A 22,520-nucleotide genomic window follows, 5' to 3' on the forward strand; every position below is an offset into this window, starting at 1 on the left:
GTTAATACAGATTGCTCTTGTTATGCTCTTCGTTCAGATCTGGGCTTATCGATTTTCCAATAATAGGTATTTTTTTTCACGCAGAAAAAAAATTATAGATTAGATATATGTCCGCCCGTTATGTTTCCCGGATTTTATCGCTCATCGCCATAATGGCCGCCATATTGCATTTGCGGACACAGGCGCAGGAAAGCCGCATCGTGCAGCGGTACGCTTCCGGCACTGCGGCGACTGCATCCGCCCGGCAGGGAACACCGGATGGCGTTTTTTTTCTCGTCAGGTTTCCTAACGTTCCGGACCAATCCCTGCTGGATAGCTGGGGATGGATAAAATCCCTCCACCCCAGGTACCACATCGTCCGGAATCTGCTCCCCGATTCCACCGTCCTGTCATGGCCATCGAATCATAACTGGAAAGCATCAACGAAGTTGTTGGACCGGCTCTATTCCCTACATGATCGTGACAGCATCACTTTTATTGCCGATGCCGCCGGAACGGCGCACATCCTCCATCAACCCGCCGCAAACGTATATGAGATCAGGATCGCGGTGAAAGACTGGCCCGCATTCGCCGCCGATCCGCTTTTGCACCTGGCCGATATTCCCCGCCATCCCAATACGGAATCCGCATCCGCGAATGCCGACCTTTCCGTTAACCGCGTCAACGCCCTCCATGCCGAAATGCCCGCCCTTCGCGGAAGCGGCATGCGGATTTCGCTGAAGGAAACGTTGTACGATACGCTCGATATCGATCTCCATCCCCGGCACATCCGCCACGGCGGCGAACCTGCGCGTACGGAAACGCACGCCACCCTCATGTCCACGATCATCGCCGGAAACGGCAACAGTGGCCCCGGATCACTAGGAGCCGCGCCCCGCGCGATGATCGCTTCATCGGATTTTTCGCGCCTGCTGCCAGACGACGCCGGAATTTTCTCCGCGCTGCGGATCCACGCGCAGAACCATTCCTACGGGACCGGCATCGAAAATTACTACGGCCTGGAGGCGGTGGCATATGATGCGCAGGTCCGGGAACTGGATACTTTCCTGCACGTTTTTTCATCCGGGAATATAGGAACGGATGCGCCGGCGGAAGGTATTTATGCCGGTTTGACGGGTTTCGCCAACCTGAGCGGAAGTTTCAAACAGGCGAAAAATATATTGGTGGTCGGCGCCACGGACGGGAACAGCGCCGTAGCCCCCCGCAGCAGCAGGGGCCCTGCTTTCGACGGGCGCATCAAGCCGGAACTGGTGGCGTATGGTGAAGGCGGGACCTCAGACGCGGCCGCGCTCGTGTCTGGGATCGGGCTGCTGTTGCAGGAACAATTCCGGCTGCAATCGGGCGCTGCACCTTCCGCCGCGCTCCTGGCCGCCGTGCTGATCAATTCCGCCAGAGACCTCGGCGCGCCGGGCCCCGATTTTATTACAGGCTTTGGTGCGGTAAACGCGCGCGCCGCGGCGGGAACGGTACTTGACCGCAGGTACGCCACAGGGGCCGTGGGGCAGGGAAATACCTTCCAGATGCCGGTCCCCGCAGGAACGGGAACGCTCCGCGTGACGATGCGGTACACCGACCCGGAAGCGCCGGCCAACAGCGCCCGCGCCCTCACCAACGACCTCGACCTCTGGCTGACCGACGCGTCGGGAAACCGCTTCGATCCCTGGACGCTTTCCGCGTTCCCGCATAAGGATAGTCTTGCCCGCGCCGCGATCCCCGGCCGGGACAGCCTCAACAATACCGAGCAGGTGCAGGCACGGTCTGCTGCCGGCGGATTGACCATTCACGTTCAGGGCCGTAAAGTGAACGGAACGCAAACCTTCGCCCTGGCCTGGCAATGGATACCCGACGGATATTTCGGATGGGACGCGCCCGCCACCGCTGAAACGCTCGATGCGGGCGCCCGTGCTACGTTGCGCTGGAGCACGAACATCGGCGGCCCAGGGAAAATTTTTTACCGCACGGGCGATACGGGCAACTGGCAGCCGCTGGCCGACGTACTGGATGTGGAAGAAGGCCATGCGGGATGGGAAACGCCCCCGGCATTCGGGCCCATGCAATTGCGGATGGATGTAGCCGGGAAATCGTTTACGGGCCCGCAATTCCTTGTAGCACCGCGCCTCCGGCCCGCAACCGGCTTCATCTGTGAAGACAGCGCGCTGGTTTGGTGGGCCGCGGCCCCGGGCGCTTCCCGCTACCGGGTTTACGCGCTGGAGAACGACGCATACCGGATGCTTGGCGAAACGGCGGATACGACGTTCGCTTTCCGTCCGTCGGCAGTTGTTTCCGGCATTGTTGCCGTAAGCGCCGTTGCCCGAGAGGAAGGCCCCCGCAGCACCGCGCATCGTTTTTCTGCCAACGCGCCCGGCTGCTACGTCCGCAATTTTACGGCCGATCTGGATGCTTCCGGAGCGGTGCAATTGCAGCTGGAGCTGGGAACGCCCGCCGGCTTGCGGAATATCCGCTGGTTCAGGCAGGGAATGGTGTTGGGAAGTGAAACGCCGGGAAATGTTTTCGTATATGCGGCAACGGATGATCGGCCGCCGCAGGGGATCGTATATTATTATGCGGAACTGGAGCTGGCGAACGGCCGGAGGATACTGACAGACGCTGTGCCCGTGGCGGTTACCGGCGCCGATGAATACGTCCTCTTCCCGAACCCCGCCGGCGAATGGATAAGGCTCCTGGCGAAAGGGTTGCGCGGGCAGCGGATCGTGGTGACGGACATGCAGGGCCGGGTGCGGAAAAGCCTGCGGATGGAAAGCCTCCAGCAGGAAGTTCCCCTCAACGGGCTCCCCGCCGGTAATTACTGGATCGGCGTTTATGAAGACGGAAAGCGGAAATTCGGCGCGCGCTTCGTTAAAGTGCGTTGATCCGTTACAGAAAAAAATAATTAACTTGTCAACAGGTCAAACATGCAAATTATGAAAACACTCATCCAGTTATCACTCATCACTGTTGTGTTATGGGGATGTGCCGGTGGCCTCAACCCCAGCAATACAGCCAAGGTGGACGCTGCGTTCGCCAAGTACGAGGACTCCCAGGGAAAGGCGATCTTCCGCGAGAAATGCGCGAAATGCCACCATTACAAACTCCCTGAAACGAAGGCCGCCGAAAAATGGCCCGGCATCATCGACAGGATGGCGAAAAAAGCAAAACTGAACGACGATCAGAAAGCCGATGTGCTGGCATTCGTAACCAAGCACGCCAAAGCATCCTGATCCCTCTCCGTATGTAATGAACCGGCGGCCGGAAAGCCGCCTTTTTTATGCCCGGAAGCCAGACCGGTACCTTATATTTGCGGGAATGCGACACTTCCTTCCCAATGGCAAACAACTGATCATCCGTCCTCCCCAGGTCATGGATGCGCAAGCCTGTTTGACGACCTTTCAAACGGTTACCCGGGAAACGGATTTCCTGCTGTTCACCCACGAAGAATCCCTGCTGTACAACCTGGCGAAGGAGGAAGCGTTTATCCGGTCTTACATCGACAATCCGAACAACCTGTTCCTGGTGGCCGATGTGGAAGGGGAGATCGCCGGGATGGTGAGCCTCAACCAGGGCCGCACGCGCAAGCAGCACCACATGGCGCTGCTGGGCATCGCGGTGTTGCATAAATACTGGAACATGGGCATCGGGCGGCGTTTGCTGACGTCGGCCATCCGTTGGGCGGAAGGGCATCCCCGCATCGCAGTGATCCATTTCGAAGTGCTGGCCAACAACGAACGGGCCATCCAGTTGTACCGGAATTTCAATTTTACGGAACATGGCCGCATCCCCGGCGGTATCATCCAGCCGGATGGTTCGCTGGTAGACCTGGTGGTCATGAGCAAACGTATCAAACCCATACAAGACCGATGAAAACTTTTCAGGGTTATTACTCCTATGAAACGCCCGACCATATCCAGGGTGCAGACATCACCGTTACGAACAAACGTATCGAAATCCATTTGAAAGACGCCCACGGCAACCCGCGCATCGTGCACTGGTACTGGGAAAACGTGGTGCGGGGCGAAGAGCGCCCCGGCGGCTGCGTGCTCCATCACACCGGCCTTCCCCTTCAAACGCTGATCGTTCCCAACGGCGAATTCGCTGCCGAAGCGGATACGCAGCTGAAGAAAAAACGACGGACTTTCCCCACTGCCTGGGTCACCTTTTTCACCACAGGGCTTATCATCCTGGGGCTGATCGTGGCCGCGTTCGTATGGATCGTGCCGTGGCTGGCCGGCAAAGCGGCCAACGCGCTGCCGGTGGAATACGAAGTATCGATGGGGGAGGAAGCATATAAATCGCTCATCGCCGACTATAAAATCCTGCCGAAACAAACCGAACAGGTCAATACATTTTACAAACAGATGGGCGTGAAATCTCCCTATCCCATTCAGATTACGGTGGTGGATTTCGACGAAACGAACGCCTTCGCCGTTCCGGGCGGCCACATCGTGGTGTACAGCGGCCTGCTCAAGCGCATGCAGCATCCCGAAGAGTTGGCGGCGCTGCTGGCGCATGAAAGCTCGCACGTCAACCTCCGCCATACCACGCGCTCGCTCATGCAGAGCCTCGGCACCTTCACCGCCGTGAGCCTCATTTTCGGCGACGTCACCGGTATCGGCGCCGTGCTGGTGGAAAACGCCAGCTCGCTGAAGAACCTCGAATATTCCCGCCGGCTCGAAAAGGAAGCCGACCTCAACGGCCTGAGCATGCTCAAAAACCAGGAAATTCCCGGCAACGGGTTCGTGCTCCTGTTCAAAACGCTCGGCCAGGGCGGCGGGTCAGCGCCCTCCGAATGGCTCAGCTCACATCCCGACCTGGAGCGCCGCGCGGAATACGTACAGGAAAAGCTGTCTAACCCCGAGCCCGCCGTTCCCGCTCCGTTGAAAGCGACGTGGGATCAGATCAGGGCTGGTTTGAAATAGAAAAATTCACGAAATTTAAAGGAGAAAAACGGAGGGAAAATGAATCGCTACGACAGACAGATCAGGCTGGAAGGCTTCGGTACCGAGAAGCAGGACATGCTGCGCAACGCGTCCGTACTGGTGGTTGGCGCCGGTGGCCTCGGTGTGCCGGTATTGCAATATCTCACCGCCATGGGCGTGGGCCGGATCGGCATCGCGGAAGAAGATACCGTTTCCGTCACTAATCTCCAGCGGCAGGTGATCTACACCACCGCCGATGAAGGGAAACCGAAGATCGGAGCGGCTATCAGCCGGTTGGGCGCCCTCAATCCCGACACCGTTTTCGTTTCTCATCCGCATTATCTCAGCACCGCCAACGCGCTCGACATCGTGGCGCAATACGACCTGGTGGTGGATTGTTCCGATAACTTCGGGACGCGCTACCTCATCAACGATGCCTGCGTCATCCTCCAAAAACCTTTCATATACGGTTCCATTTTGCAGTACGAAGGGCAGGTGAGCGTACTGAACCATAACGGCAGTGGCACCTATCGCTGTCTTTTCCCCGAACCCGGGAATGCGCCGGATTGCAACGACGTGGGCGTGCTCGGTGTGTTGCCCGGCATCATCGGCTGCTACCAGGCTTCGGAAGCGGTGAAAGTGCTCACCGGCATCGGGGAGCCGCTCGCTAACCAGCTGCTCACCATCCAGCTGCTCGATAATACGCACCAGGTCTTCACTTTCCAGCCGCAACCCGGCAATCATGATATTACCGCATTGGAGGAAAGTTACGGCAACTCCGTTTGCGATGCCCGCACGCTCCAGCTCCTTTCCGTACAGGAATTGAAGGATTGGCTGGACGAAGGCCGTGATTTTCAATTGATAGACGTCCGTGAGCGCGACGAATGGGAATACTGCCATATCGAAGGGGCGGTACACATTCCGCTGCGGCGGGTGTCGGCGTCTTTGTCGAACCTCCCGCGGGAAACGCCGGTGGCGATGATCTGCCACCACGGGATGCGGAGCCGCGCTTCGGCCGAATTGTTGTTGCAAGCCGGGTTCCGGGACGTGTATAACGTGACGGGCGGCATCCATGCCTGGGCCTGCGAAATCGACCCCAATATGGCCCGGTATTGACAAGGTGGAACGGTATTTGCGAAATTTTTAGCGGTTGCGGAGATGCCGGTTAAACTTTGACCGTCGCTTGCCCGTCTTACTCTAAATTTTCCCGTTTTATGCCAGTTGTTCCATTACAGACACAAATGCAGCACCTGGGCTGGAGGGCCGGTTTCGGCGAAGGCCTTCCCGAGATCAGGTCCTGGATGAAAAAGCGGCGGAAGGAAGTGGTGCGTAAAGTCATCCTCGGCCCCTCAGATGCCCCGCCGCCCATCCGCGTGGTGGACGAAACCGATCTTCCCGATTACCGGCGCCAGCGCAACATGGGCGCGGAAGAGCGCAAAATGGTACAACGCCTCAATACGGACGGCATCAAAGATCTCAACGTTTTATGGTCGCACGCCATGATCACCAGCGATCATCCGCTCCGGGAAAAAATGGCGCTGTTCTGGCACGGGCATTTCGCCTGCAGAACGCAGAACGTCCTTTTTAACCAGCAGTTGCTCGACACCATCCGGCGCCACGGCCTGGGGAATTTCGGGACGCTGCTCAGTGAAGTGTCCAAATCCCCCGCCATGCTGGGCTTCCTCAACAACCAGCAAAACCGCAAACAAAGGCCCAACGAGAATTTCGCGCGGGAAGTGATGGAGCTTTTCACCCTCGGCCGCGGCCATTACACGGAAAATGACGTGAAAGAAGCCGCCAGGGCGTTCACGGGTTGGGGGTACAACGATATGGGCGAATTCCAGTTCCGGAAAAACGTGCACGACGACGGGCCCAAAACCATCCTCGGCAAAACGGGGAATTATAATGGGGACGACGTCATCAACATCCTCCTCGAACAAAAACAGACCGCAAAATTCATCTCCGGAAAAATATACCGCTACTTCGTTCATGAAAACGGCAACGAAGCGCATGAACACGAACTGGCGGAGAAATTCTACCGCAGCGGGTACGATCTGCGCGCGCTCATGGAACATATTTTCATGGCAGACTGGTTTTACGACGACAGCATCGTGGGAAGCAGGATCAAATCGCCGGTAGAGCTCATCGTAGGGCTGCGCCGCGCCGTGCCCATGCGCTTCGAGCAGGAAGAAGCCATGCTGGTGTTCCAGCGGGTACTGGGGCAAACGCTTTTCTATCCGCCAAACGTAGCCGGCTGGCCCGGCGGGAGGAACTGGATAGACAGCTCCAGCCTCATGTTCCGCCTCCGCGTGCCACAGATCATTTTGTATTCGCAGGAATTCAACATCCGCCCGAAAGAAATCACCCCCGAAATGGGCGAAGGCCAGAATTACAAAATGACGATGCAGGTAAACGAACTGCTGAAAAAACAGTACGCCCGCCGCGTGAACGCGCAGGTAGACTGGCAGCCGTACCTCGAAGGGTTCAAGGACGTGAAGCGGGAAGAACTCGCGGAATCCATCGCGCAATCGCTGCTGGTGCGGAGCAAAGGCATCGACCGGGCATTGCTGGAAAAATATTCCGACGCCTCCTCGCGCGAGAATTACATCAAAACGGTAACGATCGACGTGATGAGCACGCCGGAGTACCAAATGTGCTAACAAAGAAACGGACCGCAACATGCTGATACACAGACGTCGTTTTCTACAAGTGGGCTCCCTGGCATCGGCCAGCCTCATGCTGCCCAAGTTCCTCAAAGCCATGGAACAGGGGAATTTTGTGCCCCCGGGCAATAAAGTCCTGGTGGTGGTACAACTCTCCGGCGGCAACGACGGGCTCAATACCGTCATCCCTTACCGCAACGATATTTACTACAAGCTCCGCCCGCAACTGGGCATCCGGAGAGACGATGCGCTCGCCCTGAACGACGAGCTGGGCATCCATCCCGCCCTCAAAACCTTCAAAAGCCTGTACGACGACGGTTCGCTGGGCGTCCTCAACAACGTAGGCTATCCCAATCCCGACCGTTCCCACTTCCGCAGTATGGACATCTGGCAGAGCGCCAGCGATTCCAGGGATTACTGGGGTACGGGCTGGCTCGGCCGTTTCCTCGATGCGCAATGCAAAGGCTGCGACAAGCCCACGCAGGCACTCGAAATAGACGATACCCTCAGCCTGGCGCTGAAAGGCAATGATGTGAAAGGATTGGCGCTCACCGATCCGCAAAGGTTGTACGGCGCCAGCAACGACCGCTATTTCCGCGATCTGCTCGCCAAACAGCAGCACGACGACGAGCATCATAACGTCGACTACCTCTACAAAACCATGGCGGAAACCATTTCATCCGCCGGTTACATCCAGCAGCAGTTCAAAACGTACAAAAGCAAGGAAAGTTATCCGAATACGGAGCTGGGGAAAAACATGAAAACGATCGCCGAGCTGATCATGACGGATATCAACACGAGCGTGTATTACGTTTCCCATGGCAGTTTCGATACGCACGTTGGCCAGCAGAACCAGCAGCAGCGGCTGTTTTCACAACTCAGCGACGCCCTGGCGCCATTCGTGGCCGATCTGAAAAAGAACCACCGGTTCGAAGACGTGCTGGTCATGACTTTCAGCGAATTCGGACGGCGCGTGGCGCAGAACGCCAGCGGTGGTACCGACCACGGAACGGCGAACAATATGTTCCTCGTGGGCGGTGGCCTGAAGGAGAAAGGCATCCTCAACGACGGCCCCAACCTCACCGACCTGAAAGACGGCGACCTGCAATTCAAGGTCGATTTCAAATCGGTGTACGCCACGCTGCTGAAGAAATGGCTGGGGGCAGACGATGCCGCCATCCTGCAGCAATCCTACGAGCATTTATCTTTCATCTGACCGCGTATAAAACCCAAAAAAGAAAAAGGCCTCCTGTGTTTGCGGGAGGCCTTCGTGTGTATGCAAGTCAATTATTTGGAATAATGATCGTACGCCGCCCTGGCGATCTTTGCGATCACGGCGTCGCGGGAGGCTTCGTCTGCCGCGCTCATGGAAACGAACACGGAAACCGCCAGCTGCTGGCCGTTGGGGAGGGTGATGATGCCGGCGTCGTTGGTAGCGGAAACGAGCCCGTCTTTCGTGCTGCCCGATCCGGTTTTGTGGGCAACCGGTGTGCCGGGCGGCAGCAGGCCGGGCAGACGGTTTTTACCGGTGGTGGTAGCGAGCATCGTATTCATGAGGAAATCGTTGCTGGGTTTGGACAATGCCGTGCCTTTGCGGAGGATGTCCAGCAGTTGGGAATAGGCGGACGCGTGCGCCCAGTTTTTGAACTGCAGGTCAAATCCGGTGCCGGGGCCGTTCATTTCTTCTTCTGTCAGTACGATCTCGATATTTTTTACGCCGAGGCTATGCACGTAATCATTGATCACTTTGCAGCCGCCAACTTTCCGGATGAGCACGTCGCAGGCGATATTGTCGCTTTTGGCTACCATCAGGTAAATGAGGTTGGCGATGGTTTTGTCTTTCGTGCCTTTCGGGAAGCTGTCCTGCAGCGGGCTGTAGGTCTCGAACAGATCGTCGGGCGTAACGGGCAGGGTTTGTTCGAGCGTCAGTTTGCCTTCGTCAACCTGTTTGAGGACGGCCATAGCGATGGGGAATTTGAAGGCGCTTTGCATCGGGAGGCGCGCGGTGTCGTTAAGCGTGAGCGTGTCTCCGGTCGTAAAATGCTGAATGGCGACACCGACGATACCTTTCGCTTCCGCGGCGATGGCGGAGATTTGCTGGCGCAGGGAATCGGTGCCGGGCGATGTGGAGGTCGAGGATACGGCGAGACTGTCTGCCGCAGGCTGTTTCGGGTTGCCGGCGCAGGAAGCCATGAGGGTGACGATGGTGGCGGAAATGATGTAGGAACGCATGGTGGGAGTTGGGTTTAGGCATGCAATTTACGGCAATCGGAAACCCATCGCGCGGCTATTCGGAGATATTTTTCGGGTGATGATGAAAGCCCACGAGGTATAGCTGTTTCCGGTAGTCTCTCGGTGCCATGCCCGTCGATTTCCGGAAGGCTTTCGAAAAATGGGAGATGTCGCCAAACCCTAGCTGGGCGCTTATTTCGGCGTAACTCAGCCGCGTGGTGGCCATTAGGTATTGCGCCCGTTCGATCCGTTTTTCGTGGATGTGGTTGAGGGGGCGGGTGCCGGTAAACGCTTTGAATTGACGGGAGAAATAATCCGGGTGCAGGTTCACGCGGGATGCGAGGAAATTGACCGTCAGTTCCGCATGCAGGTGAAGGGCAATGTAGTCCAGCGTTTCGGCGAGTTTCCCCGGGATGGGCGTTGCTTCCTGTCCGTCTGTAGCGTGCTGGCTGAGGAACCTGGCCGTCAATTGCCAGAGAATGCCCTGCGTTTCCATAGACACCGCGATGTTCTGGAGATTGTTCAGTTCCTGGTACTCCCGGTAATACACGTCTTTCTCATATACCTTCGGATTGTCGGACCGGTTGATGCCCCGGCCGGGATTGATTTCCAGCAGGCGGTTGAACAATAATGCATCCATTTCCGTTGCCGCCACTTTCAAAATGCTGCGCTGCTGCGCGAAAAGGGATATCCCGTCCGTCGAATCCTCGAAAAACTGGACGAAATACTGGTCGAGATGACTGTCGCACCGCATATTGCACAGCGTAAAACTGGGAATGATGTACAGGAACCCTGGCTCCAGCGTCACCGTTCCTCCTGCACCCGACAGCGAACCATCGCCGTCGTGGATATAATAAATCCGGTAATATGGACTGATGACGTGCTGGTAATTCCATCTTGCATCGAGCTGTACGCGGTCTACATTCAATAAAGTGAAAGTGTGCTGGAATTTTCGTTGGATCATATCGGAGCGGCTTATCGCTGCTAAAGTAGGATTAAAAAATTAGCAAAAGGTCGGATTTATACAAAAAAAAGTCCGTTTGAGGCAAGTTTTCGGCGGAGGATCGGTTGTAAGTTTGGATCGTCACTATTTCACGTTATCCAAGTATCGAATTGATATGAAAAGAAGGACATTGGTCAAAGGCGCGCTCGCCGGTATTCCATCGTTATTGCTTTCCGGCGCTGTTGGCCGTGCGGCGGGTTTCTCCGGGATATTGTCTCCCGCTACCGCAGCCCCGTTCCAGCCCAACTGGGATTCGCTGTCCAACTATGCGGTCCCCGATTGGTACCGCGACGCGAAGTTCGGCCTCTGGGCGCACTGGGGCCCGCAATGCGAGCCGGAGTTCGGCGACTGGTACGCGCAATCCATGTACCACGAAGGCAGCGCCACTTACAAATACCATTGCGAAAAATACGGCCATCCTTCGAAGTTCGGGTTCAAGGACGTGATCCGCCAATGGAAAGCGGAAAAATGGGACCCTTCCGAACTGCTGGGCCTCTACAAAAAAGCCGGCGCGAAGTTCTTCGTGGCCATGGCCAATCACCACGATAATCTCGATCTGTATCCCAATAAGTATCAAAAATGGAACTCCACGCGCGTGGGCCCTCACAAAGACATCGTTGGCGGATGGGCCGCAGCGGCGCGGGAACATGGGCTCGCCTTCGGTGTGAGCGTGCACGCTTCCCATGCCTGGACGTGGTACGAAGCCGCGCAAAAGGCGGATAAGAACGGTCCGCTGGCCGGGGTCCCCTACGACGGCAAGCTTACCGCCGCCGACGGAAAAGGGCAGTGGTGGGATGGACTGGACCCGCAGGAACTGTATTCCCAAAATCACGCCCTGAGCCAGCCGGGCGGCGATCATATGAAAAAATGGGATTGGCAGGACGGTGCATCCGTTCCCTCGAAAGCTTATGCCGAAAAATTCTACAAGCGCACGATGGCGCTCATCGAAAACTACGATCCCGCGCTTGTTTACTTCGATGATTCCGTGCTGCCGCTGTGGCCCGTCAGCGATGTGGGGCTGCGGATCGCCGCCAACCTGTACAACCGCAGTATCAGAAAGAACGGCAGGCTGGAAGCCGTGCTCACGGGCAAAGGGCTGAATGCGGAACAGCGGAAATGCATGGTGTGGGACATCGAGCGCGGGCAAAGCCACGCCATAGAGCCGCTGCCCTGGCAAACCGATACCTGTATCGGCGGCTGGCATTACGACCGGCGGGTGTATGAAAACGATCGATACAAATCCGCCAAAACCGTCATCCACGCGCTGGCCGACGTGGTGAGCAAAAACGGGAACCTCATGCTGAGCGTGCCCGTCCGCGGAAACGGCACCATCGACGAAAAGGAGCGCGCCATCGTGGAAGCGATCGGCGCATGGATGCAGGTAAACGGAGAAGCGATCTACGGCACCCGGCCATGGACGGTTTTCGGCGAAGGAGCGGCCACCGAAGCGGCCGCATCGAACATCGCGGGGAATTTCAACGAGGGAAAAGGAAAGCCATTTACAGCGGAGGATATCCGCTTCACCAAAAAAGGAACAACGCTGTACGCCATTTTGCTGGGCTGGCCGGAAGGAGGCAAAACGCTCGTCAAAAGTCTAGCGGGCAAAGGGAAAGTGTCGTCCGTGAAACTGCTGGGGCATGAAGGGGAGCTGGTATTCCATCAAAGCGACCGAGGGCTGGAAGTGGAATTGCCGGCACAGGCGCCCGGGAAGGAGGCTTTTGCGCTGAAGATCGAAGGCGCCGTGGTGTAATCGTTTCGAAAATTATCAAGTCGGAAATATACAATATGGATTTGACCGGTCCGCCCGGCCCCTGCAACGGGCACGCCCGACAATAATGACTTCGTGCTGCTGCGCTTCGCCGATGTAAAGCTTATGCGCGCCGAAGCACAGAACGAAGCCCTGGGCGCCGATGCATCAATATGGGCATCCCCACGCAGAAGCTGAACGGCTTCGTCGCCAATCCGCTCGCGCCGAACATCAAACTGAAATATGAAGACAAATATCAACGCTGGCCCATTCCGCAAACGGAAATCGACCGGAATACGCCGGCGTTGAAACAAAACCCGGATTACTGATCCGTGGCTACCCTGCATTGTTTGTATGATAAGCACGCAAAAGTTTGTATGATAAGCACAGAGAAATGTCCGATGCCGGAGCTGATCTTCGGCACCAGCGGCCTGGGGAACCTTTACGAAGCATGGCCTTCCGAAGCGAAGTGGCGGATGGTGGCGGAATGCGTTCGTGTGGCCCCGGGCCCGTTGGTTTTTGACACGGCCGGCAAATACGGCGCGGGCCTGGCGCTGGAAACGCTGGGCGAAGGGCTGCGGAAACAGGGCGTCCCTCCCCGGGAAGTCGTTATCAGCAATAAGCTCGGCTGGTACCAGACGGCCTTGAAAGGAAAGGAGCCAACTTTCGAGCCAGGTGTCTGGAAAAATCTGCAGCACGATGCCGTGCAACGGATCGGTTACGATGGGATAATGGCCTGTTACGAACAGGGGAACGCCCTGCTGAACGGATACCGGGCAGACTGGGTATCTGTCCACGATCCTGACGAATACCTCGCGGCGGCCGTTTCCCCGGCCGACCGTGCGCGGCGGTTCGAAGACGTGCTGTCTGCCTATCAGGCGCTGAAAGACCTGCAGCGGGAAGGAAGTGTGACCGGTGTGGGGATCGGGTCGAAAGACTGGACGGTGGTGAGGGAGATTTGCGAGGTGGTGGAGATGGATTGGGTCATGATCGCCAATAGCTTCACGATGCATCATCATCCTGCGGAGCTCGTGGCATTTATGCGGCAGCTTGGTGCCCAGGGGATTCCTGTCATCAACGCGGCCGTTTTTAACGGTGGATTTTTAACGGGACAGGATTTTTACAATTACCGCCGGGTGTCGCCGCAAACCCATCCGGAGTTGTACCGCTGGCGCGAAAAGATGCACGCTGTTTGCCGGGAATTCGGCATCCTTCCGGCGGCAGCCTGCGTCGCTTTTGCGAAAAGCGCCCCGGGCGTGCGTTCCATCGCATTGAACATGACACCGGATTATCGCGCGGCCAGCCAGGTCGATATCCTGAAAACCAATATTCCGGCTGCATGCTGGGAAAGAATGGCGGCGGAAAACCTCATCGATAACCATTTTGCGGAAACCCATCTTTACGCAACTGACATATGAAAAGACACTGCTTCGCCCTCGATCTGAAAAACGATCCGGTCCTCATCGCCGAATACGAACACTGGCACAAAGCCGAAAACGGTTGGCCCGAAATACGCAAAAGCATCCTCGACGCCGGGATCGTAGACATGCAAATCTACCGCACCGGCAACCGCCTGTTTATGATCATGGAAACCCGGGACGATTTCCGCAACGAGGAAAAAGCCGCCCGCGACGCCGCCAATCCGCATGTGCAGGAATGGGAACGGCTCATGTGGAAATACCAACAGCCCCTGCCCTGGGCCAGCGGCAATGAAAAATGGGTGTGCATGGACCGGATTTTCCAGTTATGACCTTCATGGCTTCGAATACGCTGTCAAATTGGCCGGATTTCGATGTGGCTTGTTTTTGGAAGGGATGAAACCCTAAACAAGGAGGTTTTATGGATGCATTTTCCAAGATCATCCATCAGGCGGTGGAAGCCGCCGGCAAATCAGTCGTCAAAATAGAACGGCTGGATGCCAACAGGCAAGTGACCGGTACGGGATCGGGATTCTTCTTTTCGTCCGACGGTTATCTCTTCACCAATTCCCATGTGGTGCATAAGGGGAGTTATTTCAATGTAATGCTGCACGACGGTTCGGTATACCCTGCCACGCTGGCCGGGGAAGACCCCGATACCGACATCGCCATATTGAAATCGACCGCCTTCGACTTTCAGCCGGCGCAACTGGGCGCCGCGTCTGACCTGCAGATCGGTCAGCTGGTGATCGCGATCGGCAACCCCATGGGTTTTCAGCACACGGTAACTACGGGCGTGGTCAGCGCCCTCGGTCGCTCGCTGAGCAGTGAGAACGGCCGCACGATCGACGGGCTTATCCAGACGGACGCGGCCCTCAATCCCGGCAACTCCGGCGGCCCGCTCATCAATTACCGTGGCGAAGTGGTAGGCGTCAACACTGCGATGATCCGCGGTGCGCAAGGGCTTTGCTTCGCCATCAGCATCGATACGGCGCGACTGATTGCGGCGGAACTGATGAAAAGCGGGAAGGTGTCGAGAGCATACCTCGGGATGATGTTGCAACAAGTGAACCTGGTCCCGAAACTGAGAAGCGGACTGGAATTGAAGAACAAGTCCGGCCTTTTCGTGACCGGGGTGGAGAGGAACGGGCCGGCCAACAAGGCCGGTGTGGCAGACGGAGACATCGTAGTGTCGTTCAACGACCAGCCGGTGGAAACGTCTGACGGGCTTTTCCGCCTGCTGGACCGCGACAAGATCGGCCAGTTCCAGTTTATCCGGCTGATCCGGCAAAACCGGCTGGTGGAGCTTCGGATCACGCCATCGGAACGCGTTGCCTGAAAATGGAAATCCCCCATCGATACAAAACGATGGGGGATTTTTTATCATGAAAATCTGATATCCGGATCAATGTAAGGCCGGCCCGTTCGTCTGGCATTTCAGTTTGAAGTAGCCGCGTGTCAGTTGGTGGATGGTCCCATTGTCCATAGACACTGCCGTTCCGCTGAACTCCCCGATCACCAGGTTGTCTTTCACCTGGTGGATCGTGACGCGCCAGTTGCCGGTGGTTTCATCGGCCCGGATGAATTCCATCGTCGGGAATTTCTCGATCGTGAATGCGTTGCCTGGCTGGTTGTTGGTGTAAACGCCTGGCTTGATCACCACATCGTCTCCCATGATGTGGATCAGTACCGCATCTTTGTCGTAAGTGTAGCCCTGGATGAGCATCTGGGCATTATCGTTCGTGGGGTCGGTGTCAGACTTGTCGCCGGGCACATAATACACCATGTTCCGCTGTTCGGAAAGCATGATTTTTCCGTTCATCTGGAACGAAATGAACCTGCGCTCGGGCTCCACATCTTTATCGCTGCTGCAGCCTGCGCCGAAAAGCAGGACGCCGAGCAGGGCGAGGGTGGTGGTGGAATAGGACATAGGATCGGGTATTTTAGAGTTTATCAATAGAAACCTGTTTCTGACGGCCGATGCGATACAGCATATACCCCATTGCGGCGAAGAACAGCACGCCCAGCAGCTGGTACCCGCCCGCGCCGAGCGCCCGCTCGAGCCCTTCGTGCGCGCTCACTTTCGCGAGCGTGGCGGATATGCCGTCGTTCACCGAAAGAATGGCCACGATCACCCCGGCTACCGCGCCTCCGGCCACGAGTCCCGTGGCGAAGAGATTGCCTTTGCCCAGTTCTTCCTCTTCGGCGGAAAGCTGAGTGCCGGAACGTTTCTGCTTCCAGTCAACCAGCCCGCGGATGGCGCCGCCGATAAAGATGGGAAGGGTGGTAGACAGCGGGAGATAAGCGCCCACAGCGAATGACAGGGATTTCACGCCGCAAAGTTCCAGCGTAATGGCGATGAACACGCCCACGAGCACGAACTGCCAGTCGAGGTCGCCGCCGAGGATACCTTTAATAAGGGTCGCCATCAGCGTAGCCTGTGGCGCCGCGTAAGTGGGGGAGCCGATGGCGTGGGTAATACCCTGGTCCATCATGGCTTTGGTAGGAGTATCGAGGTAGTGGACGGTCCACCCGATCACCAGCGACGAAACGATCGCGCCCACGAACAGGGCGATCTGCTGGTTGCGCGGGGTGGCGCCTACGATGTAACCGGTTTTCAAATCCTGTGAAGTAGCGCCGGCATTGGCCGCTGCGATACAGATCATGCCACCAACGACGAGGGCCATGGGCTCATAGATTTTGCCCGTCCAGCCCACTGCGATGAAAATGAGGCAGGTGCCCATGATGGTGGCGATCGTCATCCCGGAAATGGGATTGTTGCTGCTGCCGATCAGCCCCACGATGCGGGAGCTCACGGTCACGAAGAACGCGCCGAAGATCACGACCAGCAGGCCTACCAGCAGTTTGTTGAGGATAGACTCGCCGGGGAGCTGCGGTAAAAGCGCCATGAGGAGGATCAGTACGATGCTGCCGATGATCACATATTTGAAAGAGAGGTCTTTTTCGGTACGGGGCACCTCGCCGGTGGCGCCTTTTTCTTTCAGGGAACCGAGGCTGTCTTTGAACGAGGAGATAATGGTGGGGATGGTTTTGAGCAGGGTGATGAAACCGCCTGCCGCAACGGCTCCCGCGCCGATTTGCTTCACATATGCCTGGTAGATGGCGGATGACCAGTCGTTGAACGAATGCGCAGCGGGGTCCCATGCGCCGGGGCCGCCGGGAGTCTGGAGATTGGCCAGCATGCCGAGTTTGACGAGCTGCGCGGCCACGATGTCTCCCGGGATGAGGGATGCCAGCAGGGGAATAAGGCACAGCCACGCCAGCACGCCGCCTGCCACCAGTACGCCGCCGATCTTGGGGCCGATGATATAGCCTACGCCGAGATATTCGGGGGTGATTTCCCCGGAAAGCTTGGCGGACGGGAAGATTTTATTGGCCTGTTTGGTCATGTACGCCGGCGTTTCGGCGATCACATGCAGCACTTTTTGCAGCATGGCGTACAGCAAAGCCACACCCAGCCCGATGAAAGCCGTTTTGGCGAATGTGCCGCCCTTTTCCCCCGCTTTCAATACAGACGCGCAGGCCGTTCCTTCCGGATAGGGCAGGGTTTCGTGCTCTTTTACGATGAGCGACCGCCGCAGGGGGATCATCATCAGGGTACCCAGCAACCCGCCGAAAATGGCCAGTACGAGGATGGTCAGGTAATCGAAGTATTTCTCGCCGCTGCTGATGCCCATTTCGCCCGCGGAAAGGAAGAGGAACCCCGGCAAAGTGAACACTACGCCCGCCGCGATCGATTCGCCCGCAGAACCAGTGGTCTGGATGATATTGTTCTCCAGGATGGTGGTTTTGAAGAACTTCCGGCCCAACGTAATGGCGATCACCGCAATGGGGATAGACGCCGATACGGTGAGCCCGGCCTTTAACGCCAGGTAAACGGTGGCGGCGCCGAAGATGATGCCGGCCAGGCATCCGAGGAGTATCGACTTGAGCGTCAACTCCTTCATTTTAACTTCAGGGGCAACGAAAGGTTTGAATTTCGACGACATAAGCAGTTAGATATATATCAGTTTTGGCCTAAATATAAGTAAAAAAGGAGCAGGGGAAATGCCTGCTCCTTTTGAAAGGATATAAACGTCTGCCGACGGTATTTTATTAGCGAACGCCGTGCATTCCTTTTTTCAGGATCCCGGAGATCAGGAAAAGGAGCAGGGAAGCAGCGCCGGGGAGTATCACCATTACCATGAAGAATTCATACAGGTTATGGATGGTGAAGCCCAGGAACTGGGGGTAATGCGCCGGGATATTGAGCGATTTCAGCTGGGAAAGCTGCTCCACCGTGGGCGTAATGGTTTTGTCGAGAATGCCTTGCAGGTCGATCCCGGCCTTGGCCGCGTCCTGGAACTTGTTGCCGGTAGGAGGGAGCAGGGTGCCGAGGGTACCCGCCAGCGCGTAACCGGATGCGTTACCGATGAACCAAACGCCCATCAGCAGGCTCGAGAAACGGAGCGGAGCGAGTTTCGACACCAGCGAAAGGCCGATGGGAGACAGGCACAGCTCGCCGATGGTATGGAACAGGTACATCACGATGAGCCAGATCACGCCGAGCTTTTCGGTTTGGCCGAGCCCTTTCACCGACAGCCCGATGATGAGGGATCCCAGCGCCAGCAAAGCGAGGCCGATGGCCTGTTTTACGGGGGAAATGGGCTCTGCGTTACGCGTTTGCAGCCACGACCAGAGGAAACTCATGGGGAAGGCGAAAATGATGATGAACGCGGAATTGGCGTTTTGCACGAAGCTGGCAGGCATATCCCATCCCAGGAGGCGGCGGTCTGTCTGATAGTCGGCGATGAAGGTCAGCGAAGAACCCGCCTGCTCGAAACACGCCCAGAAGAAGATCACGAAGAAAGCCACGGCATACAGCACGAGGATACGGTCGCGCTCGATTTTGGTGATGGACTTGTCTGTCATGATCAGCACTGCCAGACTGATGCCGGCGGCGTATATGAACGGGTACACCCATACTTTGATGGGGTTCTGGACCGCTACGTTCGGATCGAGGGAAAGGTAATGGATACCGAAGAAAAGCGCAACCAGCAAAACCGTGGCCATAGCGATGGCTTTGGAGGTGAAGTGGGCTTTTTCCGCTTCGCCGCCGGCCTGAACGGTCTGGTTGGTGAATTTCGGTTTGGCGCCTACGGCTTTACCGTCGGGCGTTACCACGTATTTATCTTTCAGGTAGAAGAAAAGAACGGTGCCGAGGAACATGGCCGCGCCGGCGGCGAGGAAGCCCCATTTGAAGGCGGTTACAACACGCACGGTGTTTTCGCCGGTGCCCACTTTCACGTCGCCCAGGAGCGGGCAGATGGTCATACCGAGGAACGCGCCCACGTTAATGCCCATGTAGAAGATGGTGAAAGCGGAATCGAGGCGGGAATCTCCTTTCGGGTAAAGCTGGCCTACCATGGAGGAGATATTGGGCTTGAAGAAGCCGTTGCCGATGATGATCACGAAAAGGGCGAGCCACATAACGCCGCGGGCAGTGTCTACACTGCCTTCGTACATCCAGCCGCTGAGGAACAGCAGGACCTGGCCGATAGACATGATGAGGCCGCCGAGGAGGATGCAGTTGCGGTTGCCGAGGAAGCGGTCGGAAATATATCCGCCGAGCATGGGCGTGAGATAGCTCAGGCCGAGGAAGCCGCCATAAATAATAGATGCGTCCGCATCAGAGAAAGCCAGCGCATTTACGAGGAACAGCGAGAGCAGGGCCCGCATTCCATAGAAGTTAAATCGTTCCCACATCTCGGTAGCGAACAGCACACCGAGACCCTTCGGATGACCCTTCTTCTGCAGGGACTCCGACTCCAGCGCAACAGCTGATGGATTCATAAATGGTTAGTTTTGAATAAAAAATATACAGTTACAGTTCAATTAATCAGGCAATATAAAGAAATTCGGACTATCGCGTCCAAAAACCGGTTTTTTTGACCTTACTTTGCAAAAATTTCCGCGCGCGCAAGGTTTCGCCGGAGCGCAGGGAATCTCCTCATATATTACGTCTCAATCCATTATGAACATTTTACTGTTAGGTAGCGGTGGCCGGGAACATGCCCTGGCCTGGAAGATGGCTCAAAGTCCTGCATGTACGAAGCTTTACATCGCCCCCGGCAATGCGGGAACGCCTGCCTATGGCGAAAATGTCAACCTTTCCGTCTCCGATTTCGAAGGCATCAAAGCCTTCTGTATCGATAAACAGATCGATTTGCTCCTGCCTGGCTCCGAAGAGCCCCTGGTACTGGGCATCTACGATTTCTTCGGCGCAGACCCCGCCCTGCAGCATATTCCAGTGATCGGCCCCTCCAAATCCGGCGCCCGACTGGAAGGCAGCAAGGCCTTCGCCAAGGAGTTCATGCTCCGCCACAACATCCCCACCGCCGCCTACCGCGAATTCAGCGAAGCCAACTTCGAAGAAGGCCTCGCCTATATCGCCGCCCACACCCTCCCCGTGGTACTGAAGGCCGACGGCCTCGCACTGGGCAAGGGCGTCGTGATCGCCGCCACCCACGAGGAAGCCATCGCCGAATACACCGAGATGATCAAATCCGCCAAATTCGGCGATGCCAGCAAAAAGGTGGTCGTGGAAGCATTCCTCACCGGCATCGAAATGTCTGCCTTCGCCCTGAGCGACGGCCAGCATTACGTATTGCTGCCCTCCGCCAAGGACTACAAACGAATTGGTGAAGGAGACACCGGCCTCAACACCGGCGGCATGGGCGCCATTTCACCCGTTCCCTTTGCAGACCCGGGTTTCATGAAAAAAGTGGAAGACCGCGTGGTGCGGCCTACCGTGGCCGGACTGGCCGCCGAAGGCATCGTTTACCACGGGTTCATTTTCTTCGGACTGATCAACGTGGAGGGAGACCCCTTCGTTATCGAATACAACTGCCGCATGGGCGACCCCGAAACGGAAGTCGTAATGCCCAGGCTGCAGAACGATCTGCTGGACCTCTTCACCGCCGTGAAGCACCGGCAGCTCGATAAAGTGACCATTACCGAAGATCCGCGCGCCGCGGCTACCATCATGCTCGTGAGCGGAGGGTACCCCGAGGCGTACGAAAAAGGGAAGGAGATCACCGGCATTCCCGCTCCCACGGCCGATCAGATCGTTTTCCACGCCGGCACGAAAGCCGATGGCGGAAAAACGCTCACCAACGGCGGCCGCGTGCTCGCCATCACATCTTTGGCAAGCGATTTGCAGCAGGCATTGGCCCATTCCAGGGAGACTGCCGACAGCATTTCATTCGGGGGCAAGTATTATCGTCGCGACATTGGGTATGAATTCAGCTAAGTAATTCGTCGTACAGGGTTCACGGATAGCGAAAATATGCATATAGCATTTCTTTTATTTATTTCCGCTGAACTTCTTGAATAATCCAATAATTGCATCGTATATTCGTTAGAATTATTCATTTTTGCATTCAAATATTTTTGACCGTATCAAACAATGGGCTTCTTTAACTTTTTAACTCAGGAGATTGCAATTGACCTCGGTACCGCCAATACACTGATCATTCATAACGATCAGGTGGTGGTGGACGAACCTTCCATCGTGGCTATAGAAAGGGCCAGTGGAAAGATCGTTGCCGTAGGCAAGAAGGCGATGATGATGCACGAAAAAACGCACGAGTACCTGCGCACCATCCGTCCGCTGAAAGACGGTGTGATCGCAGACTTTAATGCGGCAGAGGGGATGCTCCGCGAGCTGATCAAGATGGTTTATCCCAAGAAGCCGTTGTTCGCCCCGAGCTGGAAGATGGTGATCTGCATCCCGTCGTCCATCACGGAAGTGGAGAAACGCGCGGTGCGCGACTCCGCGGAGCAGGCGGGCGCCAAGGAAGTGTATCTCATCCACGAGCCGATGGCTGCGGCCCTCGGTATCGGTATAGACGTGGAAGAACCGGTCGGTAACATGATCATCGACATCGGAGGCGGTACTACCGGCATCTCCGTGATCGCCCTCGCAGGGATCGTGTGCGACCAGTCTATCCGCATCGCGGGCGACGAATTTACGGCAGACATCATGGAAGCCCTTCGCCGTTACCACTCACTGCTCATCGGTGAGCGCACGGCCGAGCAGATCAAGATCCAGATCGGGTCTGCACTGAAGGAGCTGGACAATCCGCCGGACGACATCCCCGTGAACGGTCGCGACCTTGTGACCGGTATCCCCAAACAGATCATGGTATCTTACCAGGAAATCGCCGAAGCGCTGGACAAGTCGATCTTCAAGATCGAGGAAGCCATCCTGAAGGCACTGGAAACCACCCCGCCCGAGCTGGCAGCGGACATTTACCGCCGCGGCCTTTACCTCACCGGCGGTGGCGCCCTGTTGCGCGGGCTGGACAAGCGCCTGAGCCAGAAGATCAAACTGCCCGTTCATGTAGCAGACGATCCGCTGCGCGCGGTAGTAAGAGGCACCGGCATTGCCCTGAAACACATCGGCAAGTATCCTTTCCTGATGCAATAAAAAAAAACACATCCCGGCTTGCCCCAGGCATGCCGGGATGATATCCGGAATCC

Annotated in this window: 19 protein-coding genes and 1 pseudogene; 15 read left to right on the forward strand and 5 right to left on the reverse strand. The window is 56.7% G+C overall.

Annotated features, from left to right (window positions below):
- Window positions 1–107: 107 nt before the first annotated feature.
- From ACQKLP_RS22120 to ACQKLP_RS22150, 7 genes are all read left to right on the forward strand, one after another.
- Window positions 108–2,870, forward strand: coding sequence for a S8 family peptidase (locus ACQKLP_RS22120; RefSeq protein ID WP_427325155.1), 2,763 nt, complete (start codon window positions 108–110; stop codon window positions 2,868–2,870).
- Window positions 2,871–2,921: 51 nt separating this feature from the next.
- Complete coding sequence (locus tag ACQKLP_RS22125) at window positions 2,922–3,218, forward strand: hypothetical protein (protein ID WP_427325156.1); 297 nt, start codon at window positions 2,922–2,924, stop codon at window positions 3,216–3,218.
- An 85-nt stretch (window positions 3,219–3,303) separates the two neighbouring features.
- Window positions 3,304–3,858 carry an N-acetyltransferase family protein gene (locus ACQKLP_RS22130; protein ID WP_427325157.1) on the forward strand — a complete coding sequence of 185 codons (555 nt, stop codon included), beginning with the start codon at window positions 3,304–3,306 and terminating at the stop codon, window positions 3,856–3,858.
- Window positions 3,855–4,913 (forward strand): M48 family metallopeptidase, encoded by a 1,059-nt coding sequence (locus tag ACQKLP_RS22135; RefSeq protein WP_427325158.1) that lies wholly within the window; start codon window positions 3,855–3,857, stop codon window positions 4,911–4,913. The genes ACQKLP_RS22130 and ACQKLP_RS22135 overlap by 4 nt, the downstream gene beginning before the upstream one ends.
- Window positions 4,914–4,952: 39 nt before the next feature.
- Window positions 4,953–6,029, forward strand: coding sequence for a ThiF family adenylyltransferase (locus ACQKLP_RS22140; RefSeq protein ID WP_427325159.1), 1,077 nt, complete (start codon window positions 4,953–4,955; stop codon window positions 6,027–6,029).
- 98 nt (window positions 6,030–6,127) lie between these two features.
- Window positions 6,128–7,573: a DUF1800 domain-containing protein gene (locus tag ACQKLP_RS22145; RefSeq protein ID WP_427325160.1), complete on the forward strand. Its 1,446-nt coding sequence runs from the start codon at window positions 6,128–6,130 to the stop codon at window positions 7,571–7,573.
- Between the two features lie 19 nt (window positions 7,574–7,592).
- A complete protein-coding gene (locus tag ACQKLP_RS22150; RefSeq protein ID WP_427325161.1) occupies window positions 7,593–8,792 on the forward strand; it encodes a DUF1501 domain-containing protein in 1,200 nt (399 codons plus the stop codon).
- 71 nt (window positions 8,793–8,863) lie between these two features.
- On the opposite strand, the gene bla is transcribed toward ACQKLP_RS22150, so the two are convergent.
- Both bla and ACQKLP_RS22160 read right to left on the reverse strand, forming a co-directional pair.
- Window positions 8,864–9,808, reverse strand: a complete 945-nt coding sequence (gene bla / locus ACQKLP_RS22155) for a class A beta-lactamase (protein WP_427325163.1) — start codon at window positions 9,806–9,808, stop codon at window positions 8,864–8,866.
- Between the two features lie 55 nt (window positions 9,809–9,863).
- Entirely contained in the window at window positions 9,864–10,772 is a 909-nt protein-coding gene (locus ACQKLP_RS22160; protein WP_427325164.1) for a helix-turn-helix domain-containing protein, read from the reverse strand.
- A gap of 154 nt (window positions 10,773–10,926) precedes the next feature.
- On the opposite strand from ACQKLP_RS22160, the gene ACQKLP_RS22165 reads away from it, so the two are divergent.
- From ACQKLP_RS22165 to ACQKLP_RS22190, 6 genes and pseudogenes are all read left to right on the forward strand, one after another.
- The gene (locus tag ACQKLP_RS22165; RefSeq protein ID WP_427325166.1) at window positions 10,927–12,561 is read left to right on the forward strand and encodes an alpha-L-fucosidase; all 1,635 of its coding nucleotides are present in this window, start codon (window positions 10,927–10,929) and stop codon (window positions 12,559–12,561) included.
- 78 nt (window positions 12,562–12,639) lie between these two features.
- Window positions 12,640–12,756, forward strand: a pseudogene (locus tag ACQKLP_RS22170) (RagB/SusD family nutrient uptake outer membrane protein); the annotation flags it as partial.
- A complete protein-coding gene (locus ACQKLP_RS22175) occupies window positions 12,732–12,887 on the forward strand; it encodes a RagB/SusD family nutrient uptake outer membrane protein (RefSeq protein ID WP_427325167.1) in 156 nt (51 codons plus the stop codon). The pseudogene ACQKLP_RS22170 and the gene ACQKLP_RS22175, both read left to right, overlap by 25 nt.
- Before the next feature lie 48 nt (window positions 12,888–12,935).
- On the forward strand, window positions 12,936–13,976 hold the full coding sequence (locus ACQKLP_RS22180) for an aldo/keto reductase (RefSeq protein ID WP_427325168.1): 1,041 nt from the start codon (window positions 12,936–12,938) through the stop codon (window positions 13,974–13,976).
- The gene (locus ACQKLP_RS22185) at window positions 13,973–14,308 is read left to right on the forward strand and encodes an L-rhamnose mutarotase (RefSeq protein WP_427325169.1); all 336 of its coding nucleotides are present in this window, start codon (window positions 13,973–13,975) and stop codon (window positions 14,306–14,308) included. Before ACQKLP_RS22180 ends, ACQKLP_RS22185 begins: the two co-directional genes overlap by 4 nt.
- Window positions 14,309–14,397: 89 nt before the next feature.
- Complete coding sequence (locus ACQKLP_RS22190; protein ID WP_427325170.1) at window positions 14,398–15,315, forward strand: S1C family serine protease; 918 nt, start codon at window positions 14,398–14,400, stop codon at window positions 15,313–15,315.
- A gap of 66 nt (window positions 15,316–15,381) precedes the next feature.
- Here the strand turns inward: ACQKLP_RS22190 and ACQKLP_RS22195 are convergent, their stop codons facing one another.
- The 3 genes from ACQKLP_RS22195 to ACQKLP_RS22205 all read right to left on the reverse strand — a co-directional run bounded on the left by ACQKLP_RS22195 (window position 15,382) and on the right by ACQKLP_RS22205 (window position 19,829).
- Window positions 15,382–15,906 carry a hypothetical protein gene (locus tag ACQKLP_RS22195; protein ID WP_427325171.1) on the reverse strand — a complete coding sequence of 175 codons (525 nt, stop codon included), beginning with the start codon at window positions 15,904–15,906 and terminating at the stop codon, window positions 15,382–15,384.
- A 13-nt stretch (window positions 15,907–15,919) separates the two neighbouring features.
- Window positions 15,920–17,986 carry an OPT family oligopeptide transporter gene (locus tag ACQKLP_RS22200; protein WP_427325172.1) on the reverse strand — a complete coding sequence of 689 codons (2,067 nt, stop codon included), beginning with the start codon at window positions 17,984–17,986 and terminating at the stop codon, window positions 15,920–15,922.
- 106 nt (window positions 17,987–18,092) lie between these two features.
- The gene (locus ACQKLP_RS22205; RefSeq protein WP_427325173.1) at window positions 18,093–19,829 is read right to left on the reverse strand and encodes a peptide MFS transporter; all 1,737 of its coding nucleotides are present in this window, start codon (window positions 19,827–19,829) and stop codon (window positions 18,093–18,095) included.
- Window positions 19,830–20,010: 181 nt separating this feature from the next.
- Here ACQKLP_RS22205 and purD point away from each other — a divergent pair, with 181 nt between their 5' ends.
- Window positions 20,011–21,288 (forward strand): phosphoribosylamine--glycine ligase, encoded by a 1,278-nt coding sequence (gene purD / locus ACQKLP_RS22210; RefSeq protein WP_427325174.1) that lies wholly within the window; start codon window positions 20,011–20,013, stop codon window positions 21,286–21,288.
- A 156-nt stretch (window positions 21,289–21,444) separates the two neighbouring features.
- Window positions 21,445–22,467 (forward strand): rod shape-determining protein, encoded by a 1,023-nt coding sequence (locus ACQKLP_RS22215; protein ID WP_126244279.1) that lies wholly within the window; start codon window positions 21,445–21,447, stop codon window positions 22,465–22,467.
- The last annotated feature ends 53 nt before the right edge of the window (window positions 22,468–22,520 follow it).

Source organism: Chitinophaga sp. NPDC101104, from assembly GCF_050277495.1.
GTDB lineage: Bacteria > Bacteroidota > Bacteroidia > Chitinophagales > Chitinophagaceae > Chitinophaga.

Bases quoted from the DNA above. Each gene is read 5' to 3' on its own strand.
- ACQKLP_RS22120 (WP_427325155.1), top strand. From the start codon at position 108: ATGTCCGCCCGTTATGTTTCCCGGATTTTATCGCTCATCGCCATAATG.
- ACQKLP_RS22125 (WP_427325156.1), top strand. From the start codon at position 2,922: ATGAAAACACTCATCCAGTTATCACTCATCACTGTTGTGTTATGGGGA.
- ACQKLP_RS22130 (WP_427325157.1), top strand. From the start codon at position 3,304: ATGCGACACTTCCTTCCCAATGGCAAACAACTGATCATCCGTCCTCCC.
- ACQKLP_RS22135 (WP_427325158.1), top strand. From the start codon at position 3,855: ATGAAAACTTTTCAGGGTTATTACTCCTATGAAACGCCCGACCATATC.
- ACQKLP_RS22140 (WP_427325159.1), top strand. From the start codon at position 4,953: ATGAATCGCTACGACAGACAGATCAGGCTGGAAGGCTTCGGTACCGAG.
- ACQKLP_RS22145 (WP_427325160.1), top strand. From the start codon at position 6,128: ATGCCAGTTGTTCCATTACAGACACAAATGCAGCACCTGGGCTGGAGG.
- ACQKLP_RS22150 (WP_427325161.1), top strand. From the start codon at position 7,593: ATGCTGATACACAGACGTCGTTTTCTACAAGTGGGCTCCCTGGCATCG.
- bla (WP_427325163.1), bottom strand. From the start codon at position 9,808: ATGCGTTCCTACATCATTTCCGCCACCATCGTCACCCTCATGGCTTCC.
- ACQKLP_RS22160 (WP_427325164.1), bottom strand. From the start codon at position 10,772: ATGATCCAACGAAAATTCCAGCACACTTTCACTTTATTGAATGTAGAC.
- ACQKLP_RS22165 (WP_427325166.1), top strand. From the start codon at position 10,927: ATGAAAAGAAGGACATTGGTCAAAGGCGCGCTCGCCGGTATTCCATCG.
- ACQKLP_RS22175 (WP_427325167.1), top strand. From the start codon at position 12,732: ATGGGCATCCCCACGCAGAAGCTGAACGGCTTCGTCGCCAATCCGCTC.
- ACQKLP_RS22180 (WP_427325168.1), top strand. From the start codon at position 12,936: ATGATAAGCACAGAGAAATGTCCGATGCCGGAGCTGATCTTCGGCACC.
- ACQKLP_RS22185 (WP_427325169.1), top strand. From the start codon at position 13,973: ATGAAAAGACACTGCTTCGCCCTCGATCTGAAAAACGATCCGGTCCTC.
- ACQKLP_RS22190 (WP_427325170.1), top strand. From the start codon at position 14,398: ATGGATGCATTTTCCAAGATCATCCATCAGGCGGTGGAAGCCGCCGGC.
- ACQKLP_RS22195 (WP_427325171.1), bottom strand. From the start codon at position 15,906: ATGTCCTATTCCACCACCACCCTCGCCCTGCTCGGCGTCCTGCTTTTC.
- ACQKLP_RS22200 (WP_427325172.1), bottom strand. From the start codon at position 17,986: ATGTCGTCGAAATTCAAACCTTTCGTTGCCCCTGAAGTTAAAATGAAG.
- ACQKLP_RS22205 (WP_427325173.1), bottom strand. From the start codon at position 19,829: ATGAATCCATCAGCTGTTGCGCTGGAGTCGGAGTCCCTGCAGAAGAAG.
- purD (WP_427325174.1), top strand. From the start codon at position 20,011: ATGAACATTTTACTGTTAGGTAGCGGTGGCCGGGAACATGCCCTGGCC.
- ACQKLP_RS22215 (WP_126244279.1), top strand. From the start codon at position 21,445: ATGGGCTTCTTTAACTTTTTAACTCAGGAGATTGCAATTGACCTCGGT.